The organism is Myxococcus sp. XM-1-1-1 (assembly GCF_020037095.1).
Taxonomy (GTDB): Bacteria; Myxococcota; Myxococcia; order Myxococcales; family Myxococcaceae; genus Myxococcus; species Myxococcus fulvus.
In genome coordinates, this window is record NZ_JAIQDH010000014.1 from 174,223 (window position 1) to 192,145 (window position 17,923).

Consider the following 17,923-nt stretch of genomic DNA (forward strand, 5'->3'; position numbering starts at 1 on the left):
CAGCGCGCTATGCGCTTCCATCCGGGTCGGAGTCGAGCAAGCGCAGATAGTCGCGCACGTCCTGAACAAAACCCGGGAGCGGCTTCGACAGCGCATTGAGGTGCTGCTCGAAGGTCTGCGGAGGTTTTTTCTTCTCCTCGGCGTGCTGTCGGAGAATCTGGAGCAGCGTCTCACTATCAAGGTCGAAGAGATTCCGCAGGAAGCCGTCAGCGGACTGCGCCTCCATGAAGTCGGGCAGGTCTTCCTTCTGGAAGTGCTTCAGATTGTTGGTCACCAGGACCTGCGCCTGCGCCTTGAAGGCCGCGGCGGCGACATGCCTGTCCCCCGGATGATTTCTCATGCTGGGCTCCAGGTGCTCGTAGCCTGTCACCCTCGAGTCGGGGAAATGCAGCTCCAACAGGGCGAGCGTCCTGTCGATCGACTCCGGGGTGCGGTTCCTCTTCGCTATCAGGCTCCGTCGGAACTCTTCGAGGACGCGGTCACTCCAATACGGTTGGATGAGACCGGCCGAAGCGACGCGCAACAGGGTGTCGCGCGTCACTCCCGAGAAGAACACGTTCGCGTCGATGAACACCCGAAAGACCGCTGGGAACACGCCCCCACCCCGCAGCGGGCCGGCGTGCTTCGACCGGCCCTAGCTGTAGTAATCCTCGTCGTCTTCACTGAGCTGCGTGAGCTCTCGAAGACCACTCGCCCTTGCCTCGTCCCGCTGCTGCTTATAGCGCAGGAGGTCCTCGAAAAGGATGCGTCGATGCTTGACGCTTCGGGTGTATTTGATTTTCCCGGACTCACACAGATTGACGAGTCCCTGGCGTGAGATGTTGAGAAAGTCCGCTGCTTGCTGCGTGGTCAGCGCTTTCCTCGAAGGCACGATGCTCACCGGCTCTCCCTTGGCAAGCGCGGCGAAGAGCGTGCGCAGCAACTCCGCGGCCTCTGGCGGCAGTTCGACCTGAGCGCCGTTCGGGAAGAGCAGGACCGGCGACTTCGGGCGAGCCCCTGACGCGGCCTTTCCCTGGGTGAGCTGCCGATGGATCTGCTCGGCGATAGGGCGCTTCTCGGGAGGAAGCGCGACGGGGTCGTCGAGGTTGGTCAGCATGCGGGCACTCCGCTACAGCAGCAAAGGAATCCCTGTTTATTCAGGGGTTTGAATCACTCGACTTGATTCAAAATCGCTAAATTCGCCAACCTGATTTAAACAGCCGTATGACATCTGTCAAACCCGTCAGTGCCCCAGGCTGTCCACGCCCCGCAGCGGGCGCATCAACGCGGAGACGAGTCGCTCGCGGCGCACCACGAACTCGGCTGTGCCCGTCATCCCTGGACGCAGCTTCACGGGCACTCCCGCCGTGGAACGCGGCGCCTCCGGCACCCTCACGTCCACTCGATAGGGCGAGGCCCCCAGCGTGTCGTCCTGCCTCCGCGTCGTGTCCCCCGCGACGCGTGACAGCTCCCCCAACAACACACCGAAATCCTGGAACGGATAGCCGTCCAGCTTGATGCGCACCGCCTGCCCCTCTCGCAGGAACGTGATTCCCTCCGACGTCACCGCCGCGCGCACCACCAACGCATCCTCCGACGGCACCACCAACCCCAACACACTCCCTGCCTGCACCACGTCTCCCCGGTCGAACACCGTCAGCCCCTGCACCGTCCCCGCTCGCGGCGCCACCACCTCCCACCTCGCCACCTCCAGCCGCGTCTCTTCCAGCTCCCCCTCGTACCGCTCCAACTCCACCTTCGCCGCCGCCAACGCGGCCCCGTCCGCCAACGACGCCACCCTCGCGTCCCCCTCCAACCCCCGCTGCTCCAACTCCAGCCGCCCCAGGCTCGCCTCCAGCTCGCGCGCCGCCGCTCTCGCCGCTTCCACCTGGGAGCGCGCGACCTCCGCCTCCGTCGCCGCGTTCTCCGCCTCCACCGGCGCCACGAACTCCTTCGCCTTCAGCTGCTCGGCCTGCCGCGCATCCCTCGCTCGCGCCTCCGCCTCCCGCTCCTTCGCGCTCACCTGCGCTCGCGCCGCCTCCAGCCTCGCCACCGTCTCCACAGCCGTCGCCTTCCGCACGCGAACCTGCACCCCGTACGCGTCCGCTCGCGAGGCCACCAGCGCCTCCAACATCGACACCCGTCCTCGCGCCTCCGCCACCTGCTGCTCCAGCAGCTTCAAGCGCGTCCGCACCTGCGCGTCATCCAGGCGCAGCAGCACCGCTCCCTGCTCCACCGGCTGCCCCTCGCGCACCGAGATGTCCGCCACCACCCCCGAGCGCTGTGCCTGCACTCGCGCTGTCTCCCCCACCGGCGCCACCACCGCCTGCGCTCGCACCACCACGTCCAGCTCGATGAAGCACAACGCGCCGAAGCCCAGCAACGCCAGCCCCGCGCACACCAGGTACAGCGTCCGCAACACCTGCCGCGTCCTCGGGAAGTCGAGCACGGGAAGCAGCTCGCGATAGGTGTCCTCACTCACCGCCATGCCCCACCTCCGTGCCATGGCGCTTCCAGTTCGGCGTCGCCTGCGCGAGCGCGCTGTACAGCTTGCCCTGCGCCGACATCAGCGACTCGTGCGTCCCCATCTGCGAGATGCGCCCCTCGTTCATCACCACGATACGGTCCGCGTGCTGCAACGTCTGGAGCCGATGGCTGATGATGAGCGTCGTCCGCCCTCGCACGATGTCTCGCAGCCGGTCGTGAATCGCCTGCTCCGCCAGCGGGTCCAACGCCGCCGTCGCCTCGTCGAAGATGAGGATGCGCGGGTCCGTCACCAACGCCCTCGCGATGATGACCCGCTGCCGCTGCCCTCCCGACAACGTCAACCCGCGCTCCCCCACCAACGTCTGGAACCCGTACGGCAGCTCCGTGACGAAGTCGTACGCCCCCGCGAGCTGCGCCGCCCTCACCACCGCCTGCTCCGTCACCGGACGCCCACAGGCGATGTTGTCGAACACCGTGCCGGAGAACAGCTGCGTCTCCTGCGTCACCATCCCTATCTGCCCACGCACCGACTCGGGCGTCACGTCCCGCAGGTTGTAGCCGTCAATCGAGACCGTCCCCTCGCTCGGGTCATGCAACCGCAACAGCAGCCGCACCAGCGTGCTCTTCCCACACCCCGAGGGCCCCACCAGCGCCACCACCTCGCCCGGCGCGAACTCCAAGTCCAACCGCTCCAACGTGTTGGACTCCCTGCCACTCCCATAGCGGAAGCTCACCCCGCGAAACCGCAGGTGCCCCTTCACCCTCGGCAGCTCCAACACCGCCGAGGCCCGCTTGTCCCCCTCCCCCGCCACGTCCTGCACCGCCCCCACCCGCTCCAGATGCGCTCGCACCCGCTGGTAGTCCCGCCACTGCGTCGCCAGTCGCACCAACGGCCCGCTCATCTGCCGCGCGAACAGCGTCGCCGCGATGAGCGCTCCCACCGTCAGCTCTCCTCGCAGCACCGCCTTCGAGCCCACCCACAGCACCAGCGCGCTGCCCATCAGGTCCAACGTCTGCGACACACTCGCGCCAATCGCCCCGTGCATCGCCGCCTTGAAGCCGTGCTGCAGCGACGGCGCCAACAGGCGCTGCATCGTGCGCAGGAAGGGCAGCTCCAAAGCGTGCGCCTTGAGCGACTCGAAGCCCTTGAACGAGTCCATCAGGTGCGTCTGGTACAGGTCATGCTGTGACAGGTACGCCACCGTGTGGTTGCGCACCTGCCGCCCCACCACCGCCGACACCAACAGGTGCAACGGCATCAACGCCAACGCCAGCACCGCCAGCACCGGCGAGTACAGCGTCAGCACCGCCGCCGTGCTCAACACCAACGCCACGTCAATGGTGATGGCGATGGCGTTGTCGACGATGAACCCGCGCACCAACCCCACCTCGAGGAACCGGTTGAGGATGTCGCTCGTCGTGAAGCGCTGGAACAGGCCCGAGGCCCCATCCAGGATGCGCCGGTACAGCGTCTCCACCACGTCGCGCTCGATGCGCGTGGACGCCTCCAGCACCAGGTAGCTGCGCGCATAGGACAACACCCCGGACACCACCGCCGTCCCCAGCAACCCCACGAGCAGCACGTCGAGCAGCGCCGTGTCCGCGCGCATCAACACCCGGTCGATGACGACCTGGCTCCCCAACGGGAACGCCAGCGCCAGCACCTGCAACAGCAGCGACAGCCCCACCAGCTCCGCGATGGCCCAGCGATAGGGACGCAGCAGCACCGAGAAGCGCCCGAGCGCGGACTGCTCGCGCTGCTTCGGGGCCAGCGGCGCCACCGCTGTCGTCATCCGGTCCGACGGCTTGAGCAGCAGCAACATCCCCTTCCACGAACGCTCGAACGCCTCTCGCGGAATCGTGCGCGTCGCGAACGAGGGGTCCCCCACCACGACACCCTTGCGCGTCACCCGCCACACCACGACGAAGTGGTGCCGGTCCTGCAGGTGCGCGATGGCCGGCAGGTCCACCGAGCGCAACAGCTCCCAATCCGCCTGGATGCCCGTGGTGATGAACCCGAGCTGCTCCCCCGTGCGCGACAGGTCCAACAGGCTGGTGCCGTAGCGGCTCACGCCCGCCAGCTTCATCAGCGAGGGGTAGTCCAGCTCGTGGCCGTGGTACCGCGCCACCATGCGCAGGCACGCGGCCCCACAGTCCATGTGCTCCTGCTGTCGGTAGAACGGCACGGGCTTCCAGCTCGGCGCGGAGCCGGGTCGCTCGGGGAGTTCCAGGGAGGACTCCTCCTCCGCGGGCAGCTCGGGTGGCGCGCTCACGTCCGTGAGCACCACGTGCGGCCACCGGTTGAACTGCGCGCTGCTGCGAGCCACCCGCCGCCCCAGCGCCCGGCGGACTCCCGGGTAGCGCAGCAGCACCTCGGCCGTGGCACCTCGGGGCGCGGACAAGAGCGTGCTCGGCTCCAGCGCCGTCGCCGCGGCGAAGACGGGCGCATCCAGGAGCAGCGCATCCAGCGCGAAGTCCTCGCCCGGCCCGAGGGCCCGCTCGCCGTAGCGCACCGAGCCCTGGCGCAGCACCCACCACTCCGCCGCCGTGGCCCCCGCGGGCATGAGCACCGTGCCCTCCGGCACCGTGCTCTCCCGGAAGCACGCCGCGAGCCGCAGCGCGCCCTCCGGCTCCACGTCCTCCACGAACAGGTCCAGCAACGCCCGTCGCAGCGCGGGACACAGCAGCGCCTTCAGTCCACCCGTCTCGTCGAGGGCCAGCGCCTCCGTGAACGCAGCACCCGGGACCTCCAGCACCCGCGCGCCGCCGCTCGCCACCACATCGAACCCGTGCGTCGCCCCCACGTCACGCGCGTGCGTGCCGTACAGCTCCCCCGCCGCCACATGGGTCACCCGGAGGAACGCACCGTGGCTCGCGCCCAGGTGCCCCATCACGAGCATCCCCTCGAGCACCAGGAGCACCGAGTCACACGGCTGTCCGTGCGTCGCCACCAACTCCTGCGGCGCGAAGACACGGATGCGCCCCGCGCGCTCCAGATGTCGACGGACCTCTTCCGGCAGGATGCGCAGCACCCCGGACACACGTCGCGCATCCAGGGCGAACGTCTCGACGCTGTCCGCGAGCACGCTCATGGCGCCGCCACTCAATCCTCCACGGTGAAGACGAGCGGCCCCTCGTCCGGACCGTAGAAGTCGAGCAGCTCGCGGTGGTACGCCATCGTCAATCTGCAGAACGTGATGAGCCTGCGACGGATGCGCGCCTGGTCCGCCGCGGTCAACGGCCCCGAGTCCGCGAACGGCTCCCGCCCGAACTGGTCGTGGTCATCACTGCAGTCCCCCACGTCATGGTCCCGGAAGGGCCCGTACGCCTCCACCGGCAACACCCCGTGCTCGGTGAAGCGCTCCCAGAACTTCCCCACCGTGGCCAGCGCCGTCGGGTCTCCCTCCCCCACGCCGATACAGGCCGAGTACGACAGCGGATCCGCCATGCCCAACCACCGCAGGTGGTTGATGAGCGCCTGCATCGAGATGAGCGGAGACGCCCGCTCCAAATCCACCTCCGTCAACCCCGCCGCGAGCAACCCGCGCTTCAACCACGCGTGGTGCCAGTACTCGAACGACAGGTGCTCGCTCAGGATGGTCTTCAGCCGCTCCGTCGGCTGCGACGCCACCGCCGCGCTCTGGTGCGACGAGGCCGCCAGCGCGAAGTGGTAGTTCTCCAGCAGGTACCCCACCGCCAGGCGCCGCGACACCGGCCCCGTCCAGAACCGGTGCAACATCGCCGACGGCCCCCAGCGCTGCTGCGCGATGCCCGCCAGCGAGCGCAGGTGCTCGTAGTACGCCAGCGCGTCCACCTCGAACGCGCTCGTCTGCACCAGCACCGCGCGGTGATACAGGTCCTGCGCCACCGACGACACCAGCTCCAGCCCCAGCTTCGTCTCCCGCGCCAGCTCCGAGAGCGTGCGCTGCCCGTCGAACAGCGGAATCACGCGCCAGGCCTTCTCCGCGCTCTCGCTGTCGATGGTCATCACCTCCCAGGGCTCGCCCTGCGCCCCACCGAGCACCAGCTCGCGCCGCGCAAGCCCGTCGGGACGGACCCAGCTCGCCAGGGACAGCCGCATCGCGGGATGCAGCGGCCCGGGCTCACGCGTCGAGGGATGCCAGGCACGTCCGATGATGGGAAGGTGGCCGTTGCTGTCACTCATGGTTCTCACCGCCTGCTGAAGGGTTGGAAGAAGAAGGAGGAGCCACGAGCGAGACGAGCTCCTGCTGAACGAAGGCGCCCAACGTGTGGCGCGTGACGGCGAGCGCGAGCTCCAGGTCCCAGCCCCGCTCGCGATGCAGCACCTCGGCCACCTGGACCACCGTCCTCACGCCGTCACAGGCGCGCCAGACGGCATCGGTGCCCTCGTCCAGGTCGAAGTAGTAGTTGTCCAGGATGAGGTGCACCTGGCCCTCCGCGCGGCGCCGCCGCACGCGCAGATGGGTGACGGGAACGAGCAGGTCCATGGCGCTCATCCCTCGATGACATCCGTGAGCTGGTTGCACAGCCGGATGCACGTCTCCAGATAGGCCTTGAGCGCCTCCGGTTGCGCCCTCAGCCGCGCGCCGTCGGGGAACTGGAGCTCCCAGAAGCGCTGCTCGAACGTGCGTGCCTCCGCGTCACCGCTCGCGGCGAGCTGTCCCAGGATTCTGGTGCGCCACTTGCGGCGGATGTTCGTGCTGCCCCGCGCGTGGCAGAAGGCGTCGCAGGTGGAGTTGAGCAGCTCCCGCGCGCGCATCAGCGCCACGTCCGGCTGCTCCATCATCCCGTAGAGGTCCTCGAGCGCGTCGTCGACCTCGCGAATCTTCACCTCCTGCAACCACCGCGACAGCCGAGGGAAGTCGAAGCGGGCGCGGAGCCGCTCCAGGCGGCTGTCGTGCATCAGCGCGACGCCCGTGCGCACGCGGTGGAGGAAGACGATTTCGTCCTCCGTCATCCGCCGCTCCATCATCACGTTGTCCGGCCCCCCCTCCTTCAGGTCGAGCGAGGCCAGCTTCGCGGCGAGCCGCTCCACGGCCGCGTCACTCCAGTACTCGAAGTCCACGCGCCGCTTGCCGAGCATGTGCACGGAGAAGAGCGCCTCCCCCGCCTTGTGCAGGCTGGTGCCCTTCGGCTCCCCCCCGCCGACGATGAACACGTCGATGTCGGAGAAGGCGTTGCCCATGCCCTCCACCAGGGAGCCGGACAGGAACACCGCGGCCTCCAGCGCGGGCGTCAGGGACTCGAGCGCCAACAGCTGGCCCAGGTCCACACCCAGGAGGTCCACCAGGTCGTCACGCGAAGGCTGCGTCATGAGGGCCGCCACATCGGAAAAAAGAAGAGGAAGGACGACGCGGGCCCGTTTCCAGGCGGCCCGCGCCCCCCTGCATGAGCCTCAACGGCCCACGCGGTCAGCCTTCACCGGCGAAATCACAGCACCGGGAAGACGCGGCCCGGCCCCTCGAGGATGGGACCCGTCACCACCGGGCCCGTGACGATGGGACCCGGCAGGGTGACGACGGGGATGTTCGTGGTGGTGATGGCGCCACCGACGACGCACTTCATGGTGTCGGCGGACAGCTTGATGGCAACGCTGCGGGGCTTGTTCATGGTGATGCTCCTTGATGTGTCGGTTGTGACTGCGTGCTACGTGCTGCGTGCTGCACCTGTGGCGGCCACACCCCACCGCCTGAATCGAATGAGTCCCCGCGCGAGGACCGTGCGAGGATGGGTCCCCTGGAATCCGGAGGACCGTGGATGCGTGCCGCTGCCTCGACACCCGTGCTTCGCGTGGGACTCAACAAGGTCGCGCTGCTGCGCTCGTCGCGTGGGAGCGCCGTCCCCGACCTCGGCGAGGCCGCGCGGGCGCTCGTCGACGGCGGCTGCCGCGCGCTGCTCGTGCACCAGTGGCCGGACCATCGGCACGTGAAGCCCGAGGACGTCTCCGCGCTCGCGCGACTGGATGTCATCCGCGACGAGCGCGCCTCGCTGCACGTGGGCGGAGACCTGCGCGAGGACCTGGGCGCGCTGCTCGAGCGGACGCCCGGCGTCGGCTGCTGGGTGGTGACACCGTTCGAGGCCCAGCACCTCACCACGCAGCGCGGCTGGCGCGCGGAGGATGACCAGGCACGGCTGGCGCACTGGGTGCGCTCGCTCCAGGGACGCACGCGCATCTCCGTGTTCGTGGACCCGGAGCCGGCGGCCGTGGACCTCGTCGCACGCGCGGGCGCCGCCGCGGTGGAGCTCAACTGCCGTGCGTATGTCGAGGGCTTCGAGACCCCCACGCGGGAGCGTGCGCTGGAGGCCCTCGCGCTCGCGGCGGACCGCGCGCGTCAGCTCGGGCTGGAGGTCAACGCCGCGCATGACCTGGACCGGCGTCACCTGCCGCCGCTCATCCGCGCGGTGCGCCCCACGCTCGTGTCCGTGGGACATGCCTTCGTGGCCGCGGCGGTCATCGCGGGGCTGCGTGAAGTGCTGCCCGGCTTCCTCCAGGCGGCCTCGGAGGAGTGATTCGCTCGCCGTCATGGCGACACCCCCAGGTCCCGGGTGCCGTGCAGCTCCAGCGCCTCCGCGAGCAACCGCACGCCCGTGGCGTGCAGCACCAGCGCGATGTCCTCGGTCCGTGGATTCACGGGCGCGAGTTGGAACGGCGCGTTCGCCAGGAGCAGCAGCGGCGCGAGCACGTCCAGCCGCACGCGCCAGTCCGCGTCCCTCCGCACGCGGGCCTTCACAGACAGCTCGTCGACCAGCCATGCGTCCAGCGCGGCGAAGCGCTGCAACGCCGGCCCGGCCCACGAGGCCCACTCCCACGAGATGCGTCCCTCGCCCTCGCTCACCCGCGCCGCGCCCGCGCGCACCAGGTCGTAGAGCCCCCGCGTGCACGTGCGCAGCTTGGCCAGGTCCTCCATGTAGTCGCTGTCGGAGTCCCCGGTGACGGTGGAGCCGCGCGGGTCCAGCAACAGGAAGCGTCCCGTGGCAGGCTCGAACAGCACGTTGTCGTACTTGAAGTCCCCGTGGAACCGACCGAGGCACGGTGGACGCAGTCGCGCGAGCAACACGGTGTCGCGTTGCAGCTCGCGCATCAGGGACGCCGCGCTCGGGTATACCCGGCCGTGGATGTCCAGTTGCTCCGCTGAGCACAGCCGGTCGAAGCGCTCGGACATGCCCCGGCCCGCGCTCGCCCTGCGCCAGAACTTGTCCACGTAGCTGACGTGGAAGAAGTCCTCCGGCGCCGGCCGGTGATGGTCCGCGTAGAGCACGTCGAAGGCGAAGCCGAGGAGACTCCGCGTCCCCGAGATGGCCTCGTCCACCGTCAGCGTGCCTTCCACCAGCACGCGCGACATGTCCGGCCACGGGCAGAAGTCCATGTCGTACTCGGCCCAGCCCTCCCCCGTGCGCACCTCCAGCACCCGCGGGAAGTACCCGACGGCCCTGGGTGGAAGCGCCTTCAGCCACGCCACCTCGCGCAGGAGCTTGTCCCGGCCGTGCGTGGCGCGCTTGGTGACGCGGTGGCCGTTCACCCGCACGTCGCGCACGACGCCGCGCCAGTCTCCTTCCGACACGGGCCCCCTCATCGCGCCGCCTCCCGCTGGTGACGGAGGACGTCCAGTCCCTCCGTGAGCGTGAGCGGCGGTTCGAACCCGAGCGCGGACAGTCGCGTGGAGCCCAACCGGTTGTCGCGAGGACGCGCCGCGAGCGACGACTCCTTGCGCGCGTGCACCAGCGTCACGTCCAGGTTGAAGGCATGCGCCAGTCGGCGCGCCCACGAGTACTTCGTGGTGGCCTCGGCGCCGCTGAAGTGCAGCACGCCGTTCACGCCTCCCCCCGCGAGGCGCGCGAGAATCGCCGCCACCTCGTCCACGAGCACCGGGTAGCGAACCTGTTCGCCATCCGCGTACACGGGCTGTCCCGCCGCGAGCCGCTCCAGCGTGGACGTGACGAACGTGGCCTTCTCGTCCGGTCCCGCGAGGCCGTAGAGCAGTGGCACGCGCAGCACCAGCACGTCCTCTAGCGTCAGCGCGAGCAGTTCTCCTTCCCGCTTGGTGACACCGTAGTGCTGCAGCGGCCGGGGCGCGTCGGTCTCCACGTACGCGCTCGCGGGTGCGCCGTCGAAGACATGGTCCGTGGACACGTAGAGCAGACGGGTGCGCGTGCGTCGGCAGGCCTCCACCACGTGGCCCGTGCCAACCACGTTGGTGGTCGACGCGAGCGTCCGGTGCCGCTCGCAGTCATCGAGATTGCATCGCGCCGCCGCGTGGATGCACACGTCGAAGCGTCCCGCCGCGAAGGCCTCGTCCACGGCGCGTGCGTCGGTGATGTCCAGGCGCTCCAGGCCCTCGCGCGGCGTCGTGCTCCAGGTCCCCACGGCCTGGGCTCCGCTCGTGCGCAGAGCGCGCATCAGGCGACGGCCCAGGAACCCACTCGCTCCCGTGACAATGACTTTCATGACCCTGCCTCGTGTCCGCCTCGCCGCTACAGCAGCGAAGAGGACGCGCCCCCGCTCGCGCCCAGTGCCGTGCCCAGCAGCGCCAGCCGGTCCGCTCCCGCGCGGGGTCCCGGCACGCCGCACTTCACCGCCGCCACCTTCGTCGCGAAGCGCAGCGCCTCACCGAAGCCCTGCCCCGCGAGCGCCGCCGCGATGTAGCCCGCGTGGAACGCATCCCCCGCACCCGTCGTGTCCACCACCTCGCAGGACTCCGCCGACACGCGGTGGTGCTCTCCATCCGACGTCCACCCCTCGCACCCCTCCGCGCCCAGCGTGCCCACCACCACGCGCAGCCCTCCAGCCAGCAGCGCCCGCGCGGCCGAGGCCAGTTCCCGCTCCCCCGTCAGTTCGCGCAGCACCTTCCCAGGCGCCACCAGGCTCGTGAGGTGCGGCAACAGCGGCCGGGCCTCGTCGGCCACCTCCGCGTCCGCCAACACCGGCAGCCCCCGCGCCCGCGCGTGCTTCGCCAGCGCCAGCGAGAAGGCGGGCTCGTGCCCGTCCAGGTACACTAGGCCACACGCATCCATCGGCGCGGCCTCCACCGGGACACCGTCCATCCGCAGCCGCGCGTCCTTGTGCATCACCAGCGAGCGCGTGCCGTGCGTCGTGTCCACCACGATGGCCGCCGTGTGCTGCGGACAGTCCGCCACCGTGAGGCTGCCCTCCACCCGCACGCCCGCCTCCACCAACGAGCCGCGCGCGAGCCTCCCGAAGTCCCCTCCACCGAAGACACCGAAGTAGCGCGTGGTGACCCCCAGCGCGCCCAGCATCGCCGCCACGTTGGCGCCCTGCCCGCCACCGAAGAAGCGCAGGCCGTCCGCCTGCACCTTCCCGTCCGTCACCAGCGCCTCGCGCGTGGAGAAGACGATGTCCACCGTGTTGTTGCCGATGACGAGCACTTCCATGTCTCCACCCCGTGTCCGCATTGCCTGCCCGCCCCTCGGGCCTCGTCGCTCCCCCGCCGTCGCCACCTAGCGCGCCACCACCGGACGCACCGGTGCCTCCGCATGCAGCCGCCGCAGCACGTCCGTCGCGATGCGCTCGGCCACCTGCTCCGGCCGCAGCTCGCTCGTGTCCACCACCACCCAGCGCTCCTCGGGCGGCAGCAGCGACACGAGGAACTCGTCGTAGGCCTGGTGACGCTCGGGGTTGTCGCGCAGGTACGTGTCCCGCACCGACTTGGAGGGGCGCAGCAGCGAGCGCTCACGCTTCGCCTTCGGCGTGGACGTCAGGTAGTAGTTGAACGCGAACGGGAGGTGCTCATCCCAGATGAGCTGACTCGGCAGCCCCGCCGCCTCCGGATGGAAGAAGCGGTTGCGCCCCACCTGGCTGAGCCAGTGCCGGTCCTGCACCAGGAACCCCGACGGCAGCCCGCGATGACACCGCGCCAGGTCCAGCAGGATGTTCGCCGAGTAGAGCCAATCAATCCGCAGCAGGTCCGGCGTGAGCTTCGCCTCGGCCAGGAAGTGGTCGAGGATGGGCAGGTCGTGCACGTAGCAGTGCCCCAGCCGCGCGGGCAGCCCCGCCGCCGACAGGCTCGCGCCCAACAGCTTGCACACCGTCGTCTTGCCCGCGTAGTCCGTGCCTTCAATCAGCAGTCCGTGAATCATGTGCGTGGGCCTCGCTCGCATCAGGGTTGGAGGACGACCTTCAGCGCGCCCGCGGGAGCACCCTGGCGCCGCGCGTCCACGTCGCAGCCCACCAGCGCCAATCCCTCCCGGAAGCGCGTCAGCGGAAGCTGGTGCGACACCAATCGGCGCGCGGGGATGACGCCCGAGCCGATGAGGTGCAGCGCGGTGGCGAAGCTGCCGTCCAACGAATCGATGGAGCCCTGCACGGACAGGCTCCGGTCCGCGATGGCGCCCACGTCCAGCGGCACCTCGTGACGCTTGAGCCCCACCAGCAACAGCTGTCCGCCGCGCGAGAGCCTGGGCAGCACGTCCCCCGCCATGCGGCCCGTGGTGTCCACCACCAGGTCGAGCGGCGCCGCGTCCCTCGCGTAGCGCGCGCACACCTCGTCCAGTGACTCGGCCACCGCCCAGCGTCGGTCCACCACCTCGCGGCACAGCTCCCGCCGCCCCGGCGCGCGCTCCACCAACGTGCCCGTCAGCCCCAGGCTCGACAGCACCCACGCGTACAGCACGCCCATGGGTCCGCCCCCCAGCACCACCGCGCGCAGTGAGGGCCGCAGGCGCAGCTGGTTCGCGCCCGTGACGGCGCAGCTCAAGGGCTCGGTGAGGCTCGCCTCCTCGAAGCCCACGTGCGCGGGCAGCGTGTAGAGGAAGCGCTCCGTCGTCCTGTGCAGGGGCGCCATCGTCCCGTCCGCGCTGACGCCCGTCTCCGTCTCGCCCTTGCGCTCGCAGTGGTTCTGTCGACCCGAGCGACACAGCCGGCACTGGCCGCAGAAGAAGGTCGGGTCGATGACGACGCGGTCCCCCACCCGCACGTCGCGCACGGCGGGGCCCACGGCGACGACCTCACCCGAGGACTCGTGGCCCAGCACCACCCCGGGCTTCGCCGCGTACTCGCCGCCGATGATGCCCAGGTCCGTGCCGCAGATGCCGGTGGCGCGCACGCGCACCAGCACCTCGTCCCGCACCGGCGCCGCCGGCTCCGCGCGCTCCTGGAGCGACAGCTCCCAGGCCGCTGAATACACCAATGCCCGCATGTGACACGCCCCCTCGAGTCAGCCCACGTCCGCGAGCGCGCGGCCCAACCGCGCGACGATTTCTTCCAGGTCGTCCTGCGTCGCGATGAGCGGCGGACGCACCTTCACCACGTTGCCGAAGCTGTAGCGCGAGCCGCGCAGCACCAGCTGGTGGCGCTCCTGCGCCACGCGGATGAGCGCCAGCGTCTTCTCCACGTCCGGCGAGCCATCCTCCCGGACGATTTCCAGCCCCCACATGTACCCGAGCCCCCGCACGTCCCCGACGCACGGATGACGCGTGGCCAGGGTGTGCAAGAGTTCGCCCAGGATGATTCCGTTGCGACGCACGTTCGCCAGCAGGTGACCGGACGTCATCGCCTTCAGCGTGGCGGACGCCGCGGTGAGCGCCACCGGATTGCACCCCGAGGTGAAGGAGTGCTCGTGGCTCTCCAGCACGTCCAGCGCGCCCTCGAAGAGCACCGCCGCCACCGGCACTCCGATGCCGCCCAGCCCCTTGGCCAGCGTGACGATGTTCGGCTTGAAGCCCAGCGCCTCCGAGGCGAACAGGTGCCCGGTGCGCCCCATGCCCGTCTGCACCTCGTCCGCGATGAGGAGGATGCCCTTCTCCTCACACAGCTTGTTGAGTGCCTGGAAGTAGCCCGGCGGCGGCACCACGTTGCCGCCGTTGCCCAGCACCGGCTCGACCAGCATGCACGCCACCGAGCCGCTGCTCGCGTACTCCACGAAGTCGCTGATGCGCTCCACGCACAGCATCCCGCAGCCGGGGTACTTCGCCTTGTAGAAGCACCGGTAGCAGTACGGCGCCGGCACCTTCACCGAGTGCGGTGACACCGCCTCCGGGAAGCCCTTGCGCCGGAAGGCGTTGCCCGAAATCGCCGTGGTGAACTGTGTCTGCCCATGATGCGACAGGAACAGGCTCAGCACGTCTGTCTTTCCCGTGGCCTTCTGGGCCACCTGCACCGCGCACTCGTTGGCGGTGGAGCCGGTGATGTCGCGCATCCATCCGGCCGTGAGGTGACTCGGGGCATGCGCGAGGAGCTCCGAGAGCACCTGCTTCGCCTGCGCCGCCATCAGCGAGGAGCTGGCGTGCGCCATGCGGCGCAGCTGCTCGACGACGGCCTCCACCACCTCCGGGTGGTCATAGCCGAGCGGCACGTTGAAGGTGCCCGACGCCGCGTCGAGGAACGCCGTGCCGTCCTCCCGCACCAGCCGGATGCCGCGTCCCCGGACGAAGTCCTCCGCCCTCGAGACGCCCTCCGTCGCGACTTCGGACGCACCCTCTCGTACATCCGGGCCTTCCCCAGGAAGGACCTTCAGATTGAGACCGGACATGCGCGCTCCCCCGAACGGCATGAAACGTCCCCCCTTGGACGTTTCGAATCCCCGCTGCTGGTGTCTCAACGGGGGTCTTGAAAATCCGTCGGTGAGTCACCATTTCCCGGCGCTTTTCGCGCGGGCAGCTCGCAGGACGCGTCACCTCCGCGTGAAAACAAAGACAGGGGTTGGCCGCGCGCGCATGGGCGGCCAGGATGTCCGCCATGAAGACGGAGCACGTGGAGCAGACGCTGGAGCGCATCGCCCGCGAGCGGGAGGCCACGCCGGGCGGAGTGCTGGCCTTCGACGGAGACGGCACGCTGTGGAGCGGCGACGTCGGCGATGACCTGTTCATGAGCATGACGGGGCACGACGCCGTGCGCGAGGACGTGCGGCCCCGCCTCACGGCCGTCACCACCCACTACGGCCTGGAGACCGAGGGCAGCCCCAGCACGCTGGCCCGCCGCGTGTTCTCCGCCTTCCAGGCCGGCCGCATTCCGGAGAAGGACATCTGCGAGATGGCCACGTGGGTGGCCGCGGGCTGGACGCTCGAGGCGCTGTCCGACTTCGCTCGCGGCGTGGTGGAGTCACACGGCGTGGCCGAGCGCGTCCACCCCGAGGTTCACCGTGTCCTGGAGTGGGCACGAGCGCACGACGTGCCCTGTTACGTGGTGAGCGCCTCGCCGCTGGCCGTGGTGCAGGCCGCCGCGCGCGTCGTCGGCATCCCCCCCGAGCAGGTGGTGGCGAGCACGCCCCAGTCCCGCGACGGCGTGGTGTGGACGGACGTGGTGTCGCCCATCCCTTATGGCCCCGGCAAGGTGACGTGCCTCAGGGCCCGCACCCAGCGCCCCCTGTACGCGGCCTTCGGCGACAACGTGTTCGACCTGGAAATGCTCGGTGCGTCCCGGGTGCCGGTGGCGGTGCGTCCCAAGCCCCGGCTGATGGAGCGCGCGGCGAGCCTCCCCTTGCTGGTCCAATTGCACCCGGTGGCCAGTCGCTGACAGCGTCCGCTGGGGAACGCGGCCGGCGAGCTTTTGGGGGCGTCCGCCGCCGCGTCCGTGCTAACTCAGGCGCCCTCACTCACTTCTTCCAATCCGCCACGGAGAGACACAGTCATGCCGCTCATCGCCCTGCGTCCCCTGCTCGACTACGCCGCCGCCAACAACTTCGGGGTCGCCGCGCTCAACGTCAACAACATGGAGCAGATCCAGGCCATCATGGAGGCCGCGCGCGCCACCCAGAGCCCGGCCATCATCCAGGCGTCGCGCGGTGCGCGGAAGTACACCAACGACTTGTTCCTGCGGAACCTGATGCAGGCCGCGGTGGAGCTGTATCCGGAGATTCCGGTGGTCATGCACCAGGACCACGGCAACTCGCCGGAGACGTGTATCAGCGCCATCCGCATGGGCTTCACCAGCGTGATGATGGACGGCTCGCTCGAGGACGACGGCAAGACGCCGTCCAGCTACGAGTACAACGTGGCCGTCACGCGCGAGGTGGTGAACGTGGCGCACCGCTTCGGCGTGTCCGTGGAGGGTGAGCTGGGCGTGCTGGGCTCGCTGGAGCACGGCATGGGCGAGAAGGAGGACGGCCACGGCGCCGAGGGCAAGCTGACGCTGGACCAACTGCTCACCGACCCGGACCAGGCGGTGGACTTCGTCAACCGCACGGGCATCGACGCGCTCGCCGTCGCGATGGGGACCAGCCACGGCGCCTACAAGTTCTCGCGCAAGCCCAGCGGTGACGTGCTCGCGATGAGCCGCATCGAGGAGATCCACAAGAAGATCCCCAACTGCCACCTGGTGATGCACGGCTCCAGCTCCGTGCCCAAGGAGCTGTGCGACATCATCAACGCCAACGGCGGGCGCATCAAGGAGACCTACGGCGTGCCGGTGGAGGAGATCCAGCGCGGCATCCGCGCGGGCGTGCGGAAGATCAACGTCGACACGGACAACCGCCTGGCCATCACCGGCGCCATCCGCAAGGCGTTCACCGCGAAGCCGGAGGAGTTCGACCCGCGCTACTACCTGACGCCCGCGCGCGCCGCGATGCAGGCCGTGTGCGAGGAGCGCATGAAGCAGTTCGGCCAGGCCGGCCACGCGAAGAAGGTGCCGCACGTCACGCTGGAGCAGATGGCGCGTGACTACGCGGCGGGCAAGTACGGCGACAACGCGCGCCCGGACACCGTCGTCGGCAAGAAGGCCAGGTAGTCACGGCCCTTCCGGGGGAGGAGCGCGCGGGACGGCGGCTCCCCCGGAGTGGTCCCTGAAGCAGGCGGCGCTCACTTCTCTCCCTGGAGCGCCGTCGCCAGGTTCTGAGTCTGGTTCTCCACCTGGTAGTCGGCCACCACCTTCTGGCCCTCCCGGGGCGTCTGCGTCAGGCGCAGCGCCTGCAGGTCCAGCGGGATGACGGCGCCCTGCTGGTCCTCCTGGATGTAGAGGACGTCGTTGCCCAGCTCCACCACCTCGCCCGAGATCTGCTTCGTGCGCTTGGGGTCCGGCAGCGTGTCCACCTTGGGCCCCTGGACGATGGGCACCTGGCCCTGCGTGGGCGTGACGTCCACGCCAATCATGCCGCCCAGGTTGAGCGGAGGCAGGACGGAGGCCCGCGTGGTGGTTCTGTCGAACTCAATCTGGCTCTGCTGGTACTCTCGCGAGTCATGGTTGGGTATCTCCGCGGCGCCCACGGCGGGCACCAGCAGCGCGCCCATGGCGGGTACCGCCAGGGCCCAACTCTTCCAGCGACTCCACCTCGTTCGTGTCATGACGCATGCTCCGGCTCGGGGGTCCTCGACCCGTTTGCCTGAAGCTAGGTCACGCCCCGGCGCTCACGCCTGGAGGGTGCCCCGGCCACCTCCCGGAAGGACAGGCCGACGCTGTGGCCCGAGTGTTCAGCCGGCGAACACCCGCGCCCCATGCCGGTGGGAACAGGCTAGGGTGCACCCGCAAGGCCCGGCGGGCGCCCTTCCGGACGGAAGACGCGCCGGGGCGCCATACCGCAGAGGCCTC

At 69.8% G+C, this 17,923-nt stretch carries 18 protein-coding genes; 3 read left to right on the forward strand and 15 right to left on the reverse strand.

Features of this window, described 5'->3' with window-relative positions; all coding sequences use genetic code 11:
• Positions 1 to 7: 7 nt before the first annotated feature.
• From K8640_RS25590 to K8640_RS25635, 8 genes are all read right to left on the reverse strand, one after another.
• Positions 8 to 595: a PIN domain-containing protein gene (locus K8640_RS25590; protein ID WP_223749462.1), complete on the reverse strand. Its 588-nt coding sequence runs from the start codon at positions 593 to 595 to the stop codon at positions 8 to 10.
• 39 nt (positions 596 to 634) lie between these two features.
• Positions 635 to 1,096: a helix-turn-helix domain-containing protein gene (locus K8640_RS25595; RefSeq protein ID WP_223749463.1), complete on the reverse strand. Its 462-nt coding sequence runs from the start codon at positions 1,094 to 1,096 to the stop codon at positions 635 to 637.
• Positions 1,097 to 1,222: 126 nt separating this feature from the next.
• Complete coding sequence (locus K8640_RS25600; protein WP_223749464.1) at positions 1,223 to 2,467, reverse strand: HlyD family efflux transporter periplasmic adaptor subunit; 1,245 nt, start codon at positions 2,465 to 2,467, stop codon at positions 1,223 to 1,225.
• A complete protein-coding gene (locus tag K8640_RS42925) occupies positions 2,454 to 5,558 on the reverse strand; it encodes a peptidase domain-containing ABC transporter (RefSeq protein WP_305070680.1) in 3,105 nt (1,034 codons plus the stop codon). Before K8640_RS42925 ends, K8640_RS25600 begins: the two co-directional genes overlap by 14 nt.
• Before the next feature lie 11 nt (positions 5,559 to 5,569).
• Positions 5,570 to 6,631 carry an iron-containing redox enzyme family protein gene (locus K8640_RS25620; RefSeq protein ID WP_223749465.1) on the reverse strand — a complete coding sequence of 354 codons (1,062 nt, stop codon included), beginning with the start codon at positions 6,629 to 6,631 and terminating at the stop codon, positions 5,570 to 5,572.
• The gene (locus tag K8640_RS25625) at positions 6,624 to 6,935 is read right to left on the reverse strand and encodes a hypothetical protein (RefSeq protein WP_223749466.1); all 312 of its coding nucleotides are present in this window, start codon (positions 6,933 to 6,935) and stop codon (positions 6,624 to 6,626) included. The genes K8640_RS25620 and K8640_RS25625 overlap by 8 nt, the downstream gene beginning before the upstream one ends.
• A 5-nt stretch (positions 6,936 to 6,940) precedes the next feature.
• Complete coding sequence (locus tag K8640_RS25630) at positions 6,941 to 7,762, reverse strand: hypothetical protein (protein ID WP_223749467.1); 822 nt, start codon at positions 7,760 to 7,762, stop codon at positions 6,941 to 6,943.
• Between the two features lie 116 nt (positions 7,763 to 7,878).
• Positions 7,879 to 8,058 carry a hypothetical protein gene (locus tag K8640_RS25635; RefSeq protein ID WP_141326135.1) on the reverse strand — a complete coding sequence of 60 codons (180 nt, stop codon included), beginning with the start codon at positions 8,056 to 8,058 and terminating at the stop codon, positions 7,879 to 7,881.
• A 147-nt stretch (positions 8,059 to 8,205) separates the two neighbouring features.
• On the opposite strand from K8640_RS25635, the gene K8640_RS25640 reads away from it, so the two are divergent.
• Positions 8,206 to 8,958: a pyridoxine 5'-phosphate synthase gene (locus K8640_RS25640; RefSeq protein ID WP_223749468.1), complete on the forward strand. Its 753-nt coding sequence runs from the start codon at positions 8,206 to 8,208 to the stop codon at positions 8,956 to 8,958.
• A gap of 11 nt (positions 8,959 to 8,969) precedes the next feature.
• Here K8640_RS25640 and K8640_RS25645 read toward each other — a convergent pair whose 3' ends face one another.
• The 6 genes from K8640_RS25645 to K8640_RS25670 form a co-directional block, all read right to left on the reverse strand.
• On the reverse strand, positions 8,970 to 10,010 hold the full coding sequence (locus tag K8640_RS25645; RefSeq protein WP_223749469.1) for a hypothetical protein: 1,041 nt from the start codon (positions 10,008 to 10,010) through the stop codon (positions 8,970 to 8,972).
• 8 nt (positions 10,011 to 10,018) lie between these two features.
• Positions 10,019 to 10,894, reverse strand: a complete 876-nt coding sequence (locus K8640_RS25650; protein WP_223749470.1) for an SDR family oxidoreductase — start codon at positions 10,892 to 10,894, stop codon at positions 10,019 to 10,021.
• Between the two features lie 26 nt (positions 10,895 to 10,920).
• Positions 10,921 to 11,838: a carbohydrate kinase family protein gene (locus K8640_RS25655; RefSeq protein WP_223749471.1), complete on the reverse strand. Its 918-nt coding sequence runs from the start codon at positions 11,836 to 11,838 to the stop codon at positions 10,921 to 10,923.
• Between the two features lie 66 nt (positions 11,839 to 11,904).
• Positions 11,905 to 12,543 (reverse strand): hypothetical protein, encoded by a 639-nt coding sequence (locus K8640_RS25660; RefSeq protein WP_223749472.1) that lies wholly within the window; start codon positions 12,541 to 12,543, stop codon positions 11,905 to 11,907.
• A 20-nt stretch (positions 12,544 to 12,563) separates the two neighbouring features.
• Positions 12,564 to 13,601, reverse strand: a complete 1,038-nt coding sequence (locus K8640_RS25665) for a zinc-binding dehydrogenase (RefSeq protein ID WP_223749473.1) — start codon at positions 13,599 to 13,601, stop codon at positions 12,564 to 12,566.
• A gap of 18 nt (positions 13,602 to 13,619) precedes the next feature.
• Entirely contained in the window at positions 13,620 to 14,933 is a 1,314-nt protein-coding gene (locus K8640_RS25670) for an aspartate aminotransferase family protein (protein WP_223749474.1), read from the reverse strand.
• A gap of 206 nt (positions 14,934 to 15,139) precedes the next feature.
• Here K8640_RS25670 and K8640_RS25675 point away from each other — a divergent pair, with 206 nt between their 5' ends.
• Both K8640_RS25675 and fba read left to right on the forward strand, forming a co-directional pair.
• Complete coding sequence (locus K8640_RS25675; protein WP_223749475.1) at positions 15,140 to 15,916, forward strand: HAD family phosphatase; 777 nt, start codon at positions 15,140 to 15,142, stop codon at positions 15,914 to 15,916.
• A 114-nt stretch (positions 15,917 to 16,030) separates the two neighbouring features.
• Entirely contained in the window at positions 16,031 to 17,125 is a 1,095-nt protein-coding gene (gene fba, locus K8640_RS25680) for a class II fructose-bisphosphate aldolase (RefSeq protein WP_223749476.1), read from the forward strand.
• Between the two features lie 71 nt (positions 17,126 to 17,196).
• Here fba and K8640_RS25685 read toward each other — a convergent pair whose 3' ends face one another.
• The gene (locus K8640_RS25685) at positions 17,197 to 17,679 is read right to left on the reverse strand and encodes a hypothetical protein (RefSeq protein ID WP_223749477.1); all 483 of its coding nucleotides are present in this window, start codon (positions 17,677 to 17,679) and stop codon (positions 17,197 to 17,199) included.
• Between the last annotated feature and the right edge of the window lie 244 nt (positions 17,680 to 17,923).

What these genes read in the sequence shown, in the direction of transcription:
- K8640_RS25595 (WP_223749463.1), bottom strand. Translation starts at nt 1,096, where the DNA reads ATGCTGACCAACCTCGACGACCCCGTCGCGCTTCCTCCCGAGAAGCGC.
- K8640_RS25600 (WP_223749464.1), bottom strand. Translation starts at nt 2,467, where the DNA reads ATGGCGGTGAGTGAGGACACCTATCGCGAGCTGCTTCCCGTGCTCGAC.
- K8640_RS42925 (WP_305070680.1), bottom strand. Translation starts at nt 5,558, where the DNA reads ATGAGCGTGCTCGCGGACAGCGTCGAGACGTTCGCCCTGGATGCGCGA.
- K8640_RS25620 (WP_223749465.1), bottom strand. Translation starts at nt 6,631, where the DNA reads ATGAGTGACAGCAACGGCCACCTTCCCATCATCGGACGTGCCTGGCAT.
- K8640_RS25625 (WP_223749466.1), bottom strand. Translation starts at nt 6,935, where the DNA reads ATGGACCTGCTCGTTCCCGTCACCCATCTGCGCGTGCGGCGGCGCCGC.
- K8640_RS25630 (WP_223749467.1), bottom strand. Translation starts at nt 7,762, where the DNA reads ATGACGCAGCCTTCGCGTGACGACCTGGTGGACCTCCTGGGTGTGGAC.
- K8640_RS25635 (WP_141326135.1), bottom strand. Translation starts at nt 8,058, where the DNA reads ATGAACAAGCCCCGCAGCGTTGCCATCAAGCTGTCCGCCGACACCATG.
- K8640_RS25640 (WP_223749468.1), top strand. Translation starts at nt 8,206, where the DNA reads ATGCGTGCCGCTGCCTCGACACCCGTGCTTCGCGTGGGACTCAACAAG.
- K8640_RS25650 (WP_223749470.1), bottom strand. Translation starts at nt 10,894, where the DNA reads ATGAAAGTCATTGTCACGGGAGCGAGTGGGTTCCTGGGCCGTCGCCTG.
- K8640_RS25655 (WP_223749471.1), bottom strand. Translation starts at nt 11,838, where the DNA reads ATGGAAGTGCTCGTCATCGGCAACAACACGGTGGACATCGTCTTCTCC.
- K8640_RS25660 (WP_223749472.1), bottom strand. Translation starts at nt 12,543, where the DNA reads ATGATTCACGGACTGCTGATTGAAGGCACGGACTACGCGGGCAAGACG.
- K8640_RS25665 (WP_223749473.1), bottom strand. Translation starts at nt 13,601, where the DNA reads ATGCGGGCATTGGTGTATTCAGCGGCCTGGGAGCTGTCGCTCCAGGAG.
- K8640_RS25670 (WP_223749474.1), bottom strand. Translation starts at nt 14,933, where the DNA reads ATGTCCGGTCTCAATCTGAAGGTCCTTCCTGGGGAAGGCCCGGATGTA.
- K8640_RS25675 (WP_223749475.1), top strand. Translation starts at nt 15,140, where the DNA reads ATGAAGACGGAGCACGTGGAGCAGACGCTGGAGCGCATCGCCCGCGAG.
- fba (WP_223749476.1), top strand. Translation starts at nt 16,031, where the DNA reads ATGCCGCTCATCGCCCTGCGTCCCCTGCTCGACTACGCCGCCGCCAAC.
- K8640_RS25685 (WP_223749477.1), bottom strand. Translation starts at nt 17,679, where the DNA reads ATGACACGAACGAGGTGGAGTCGCTGGAAGAGTTGGGCCCTGGCGGTA.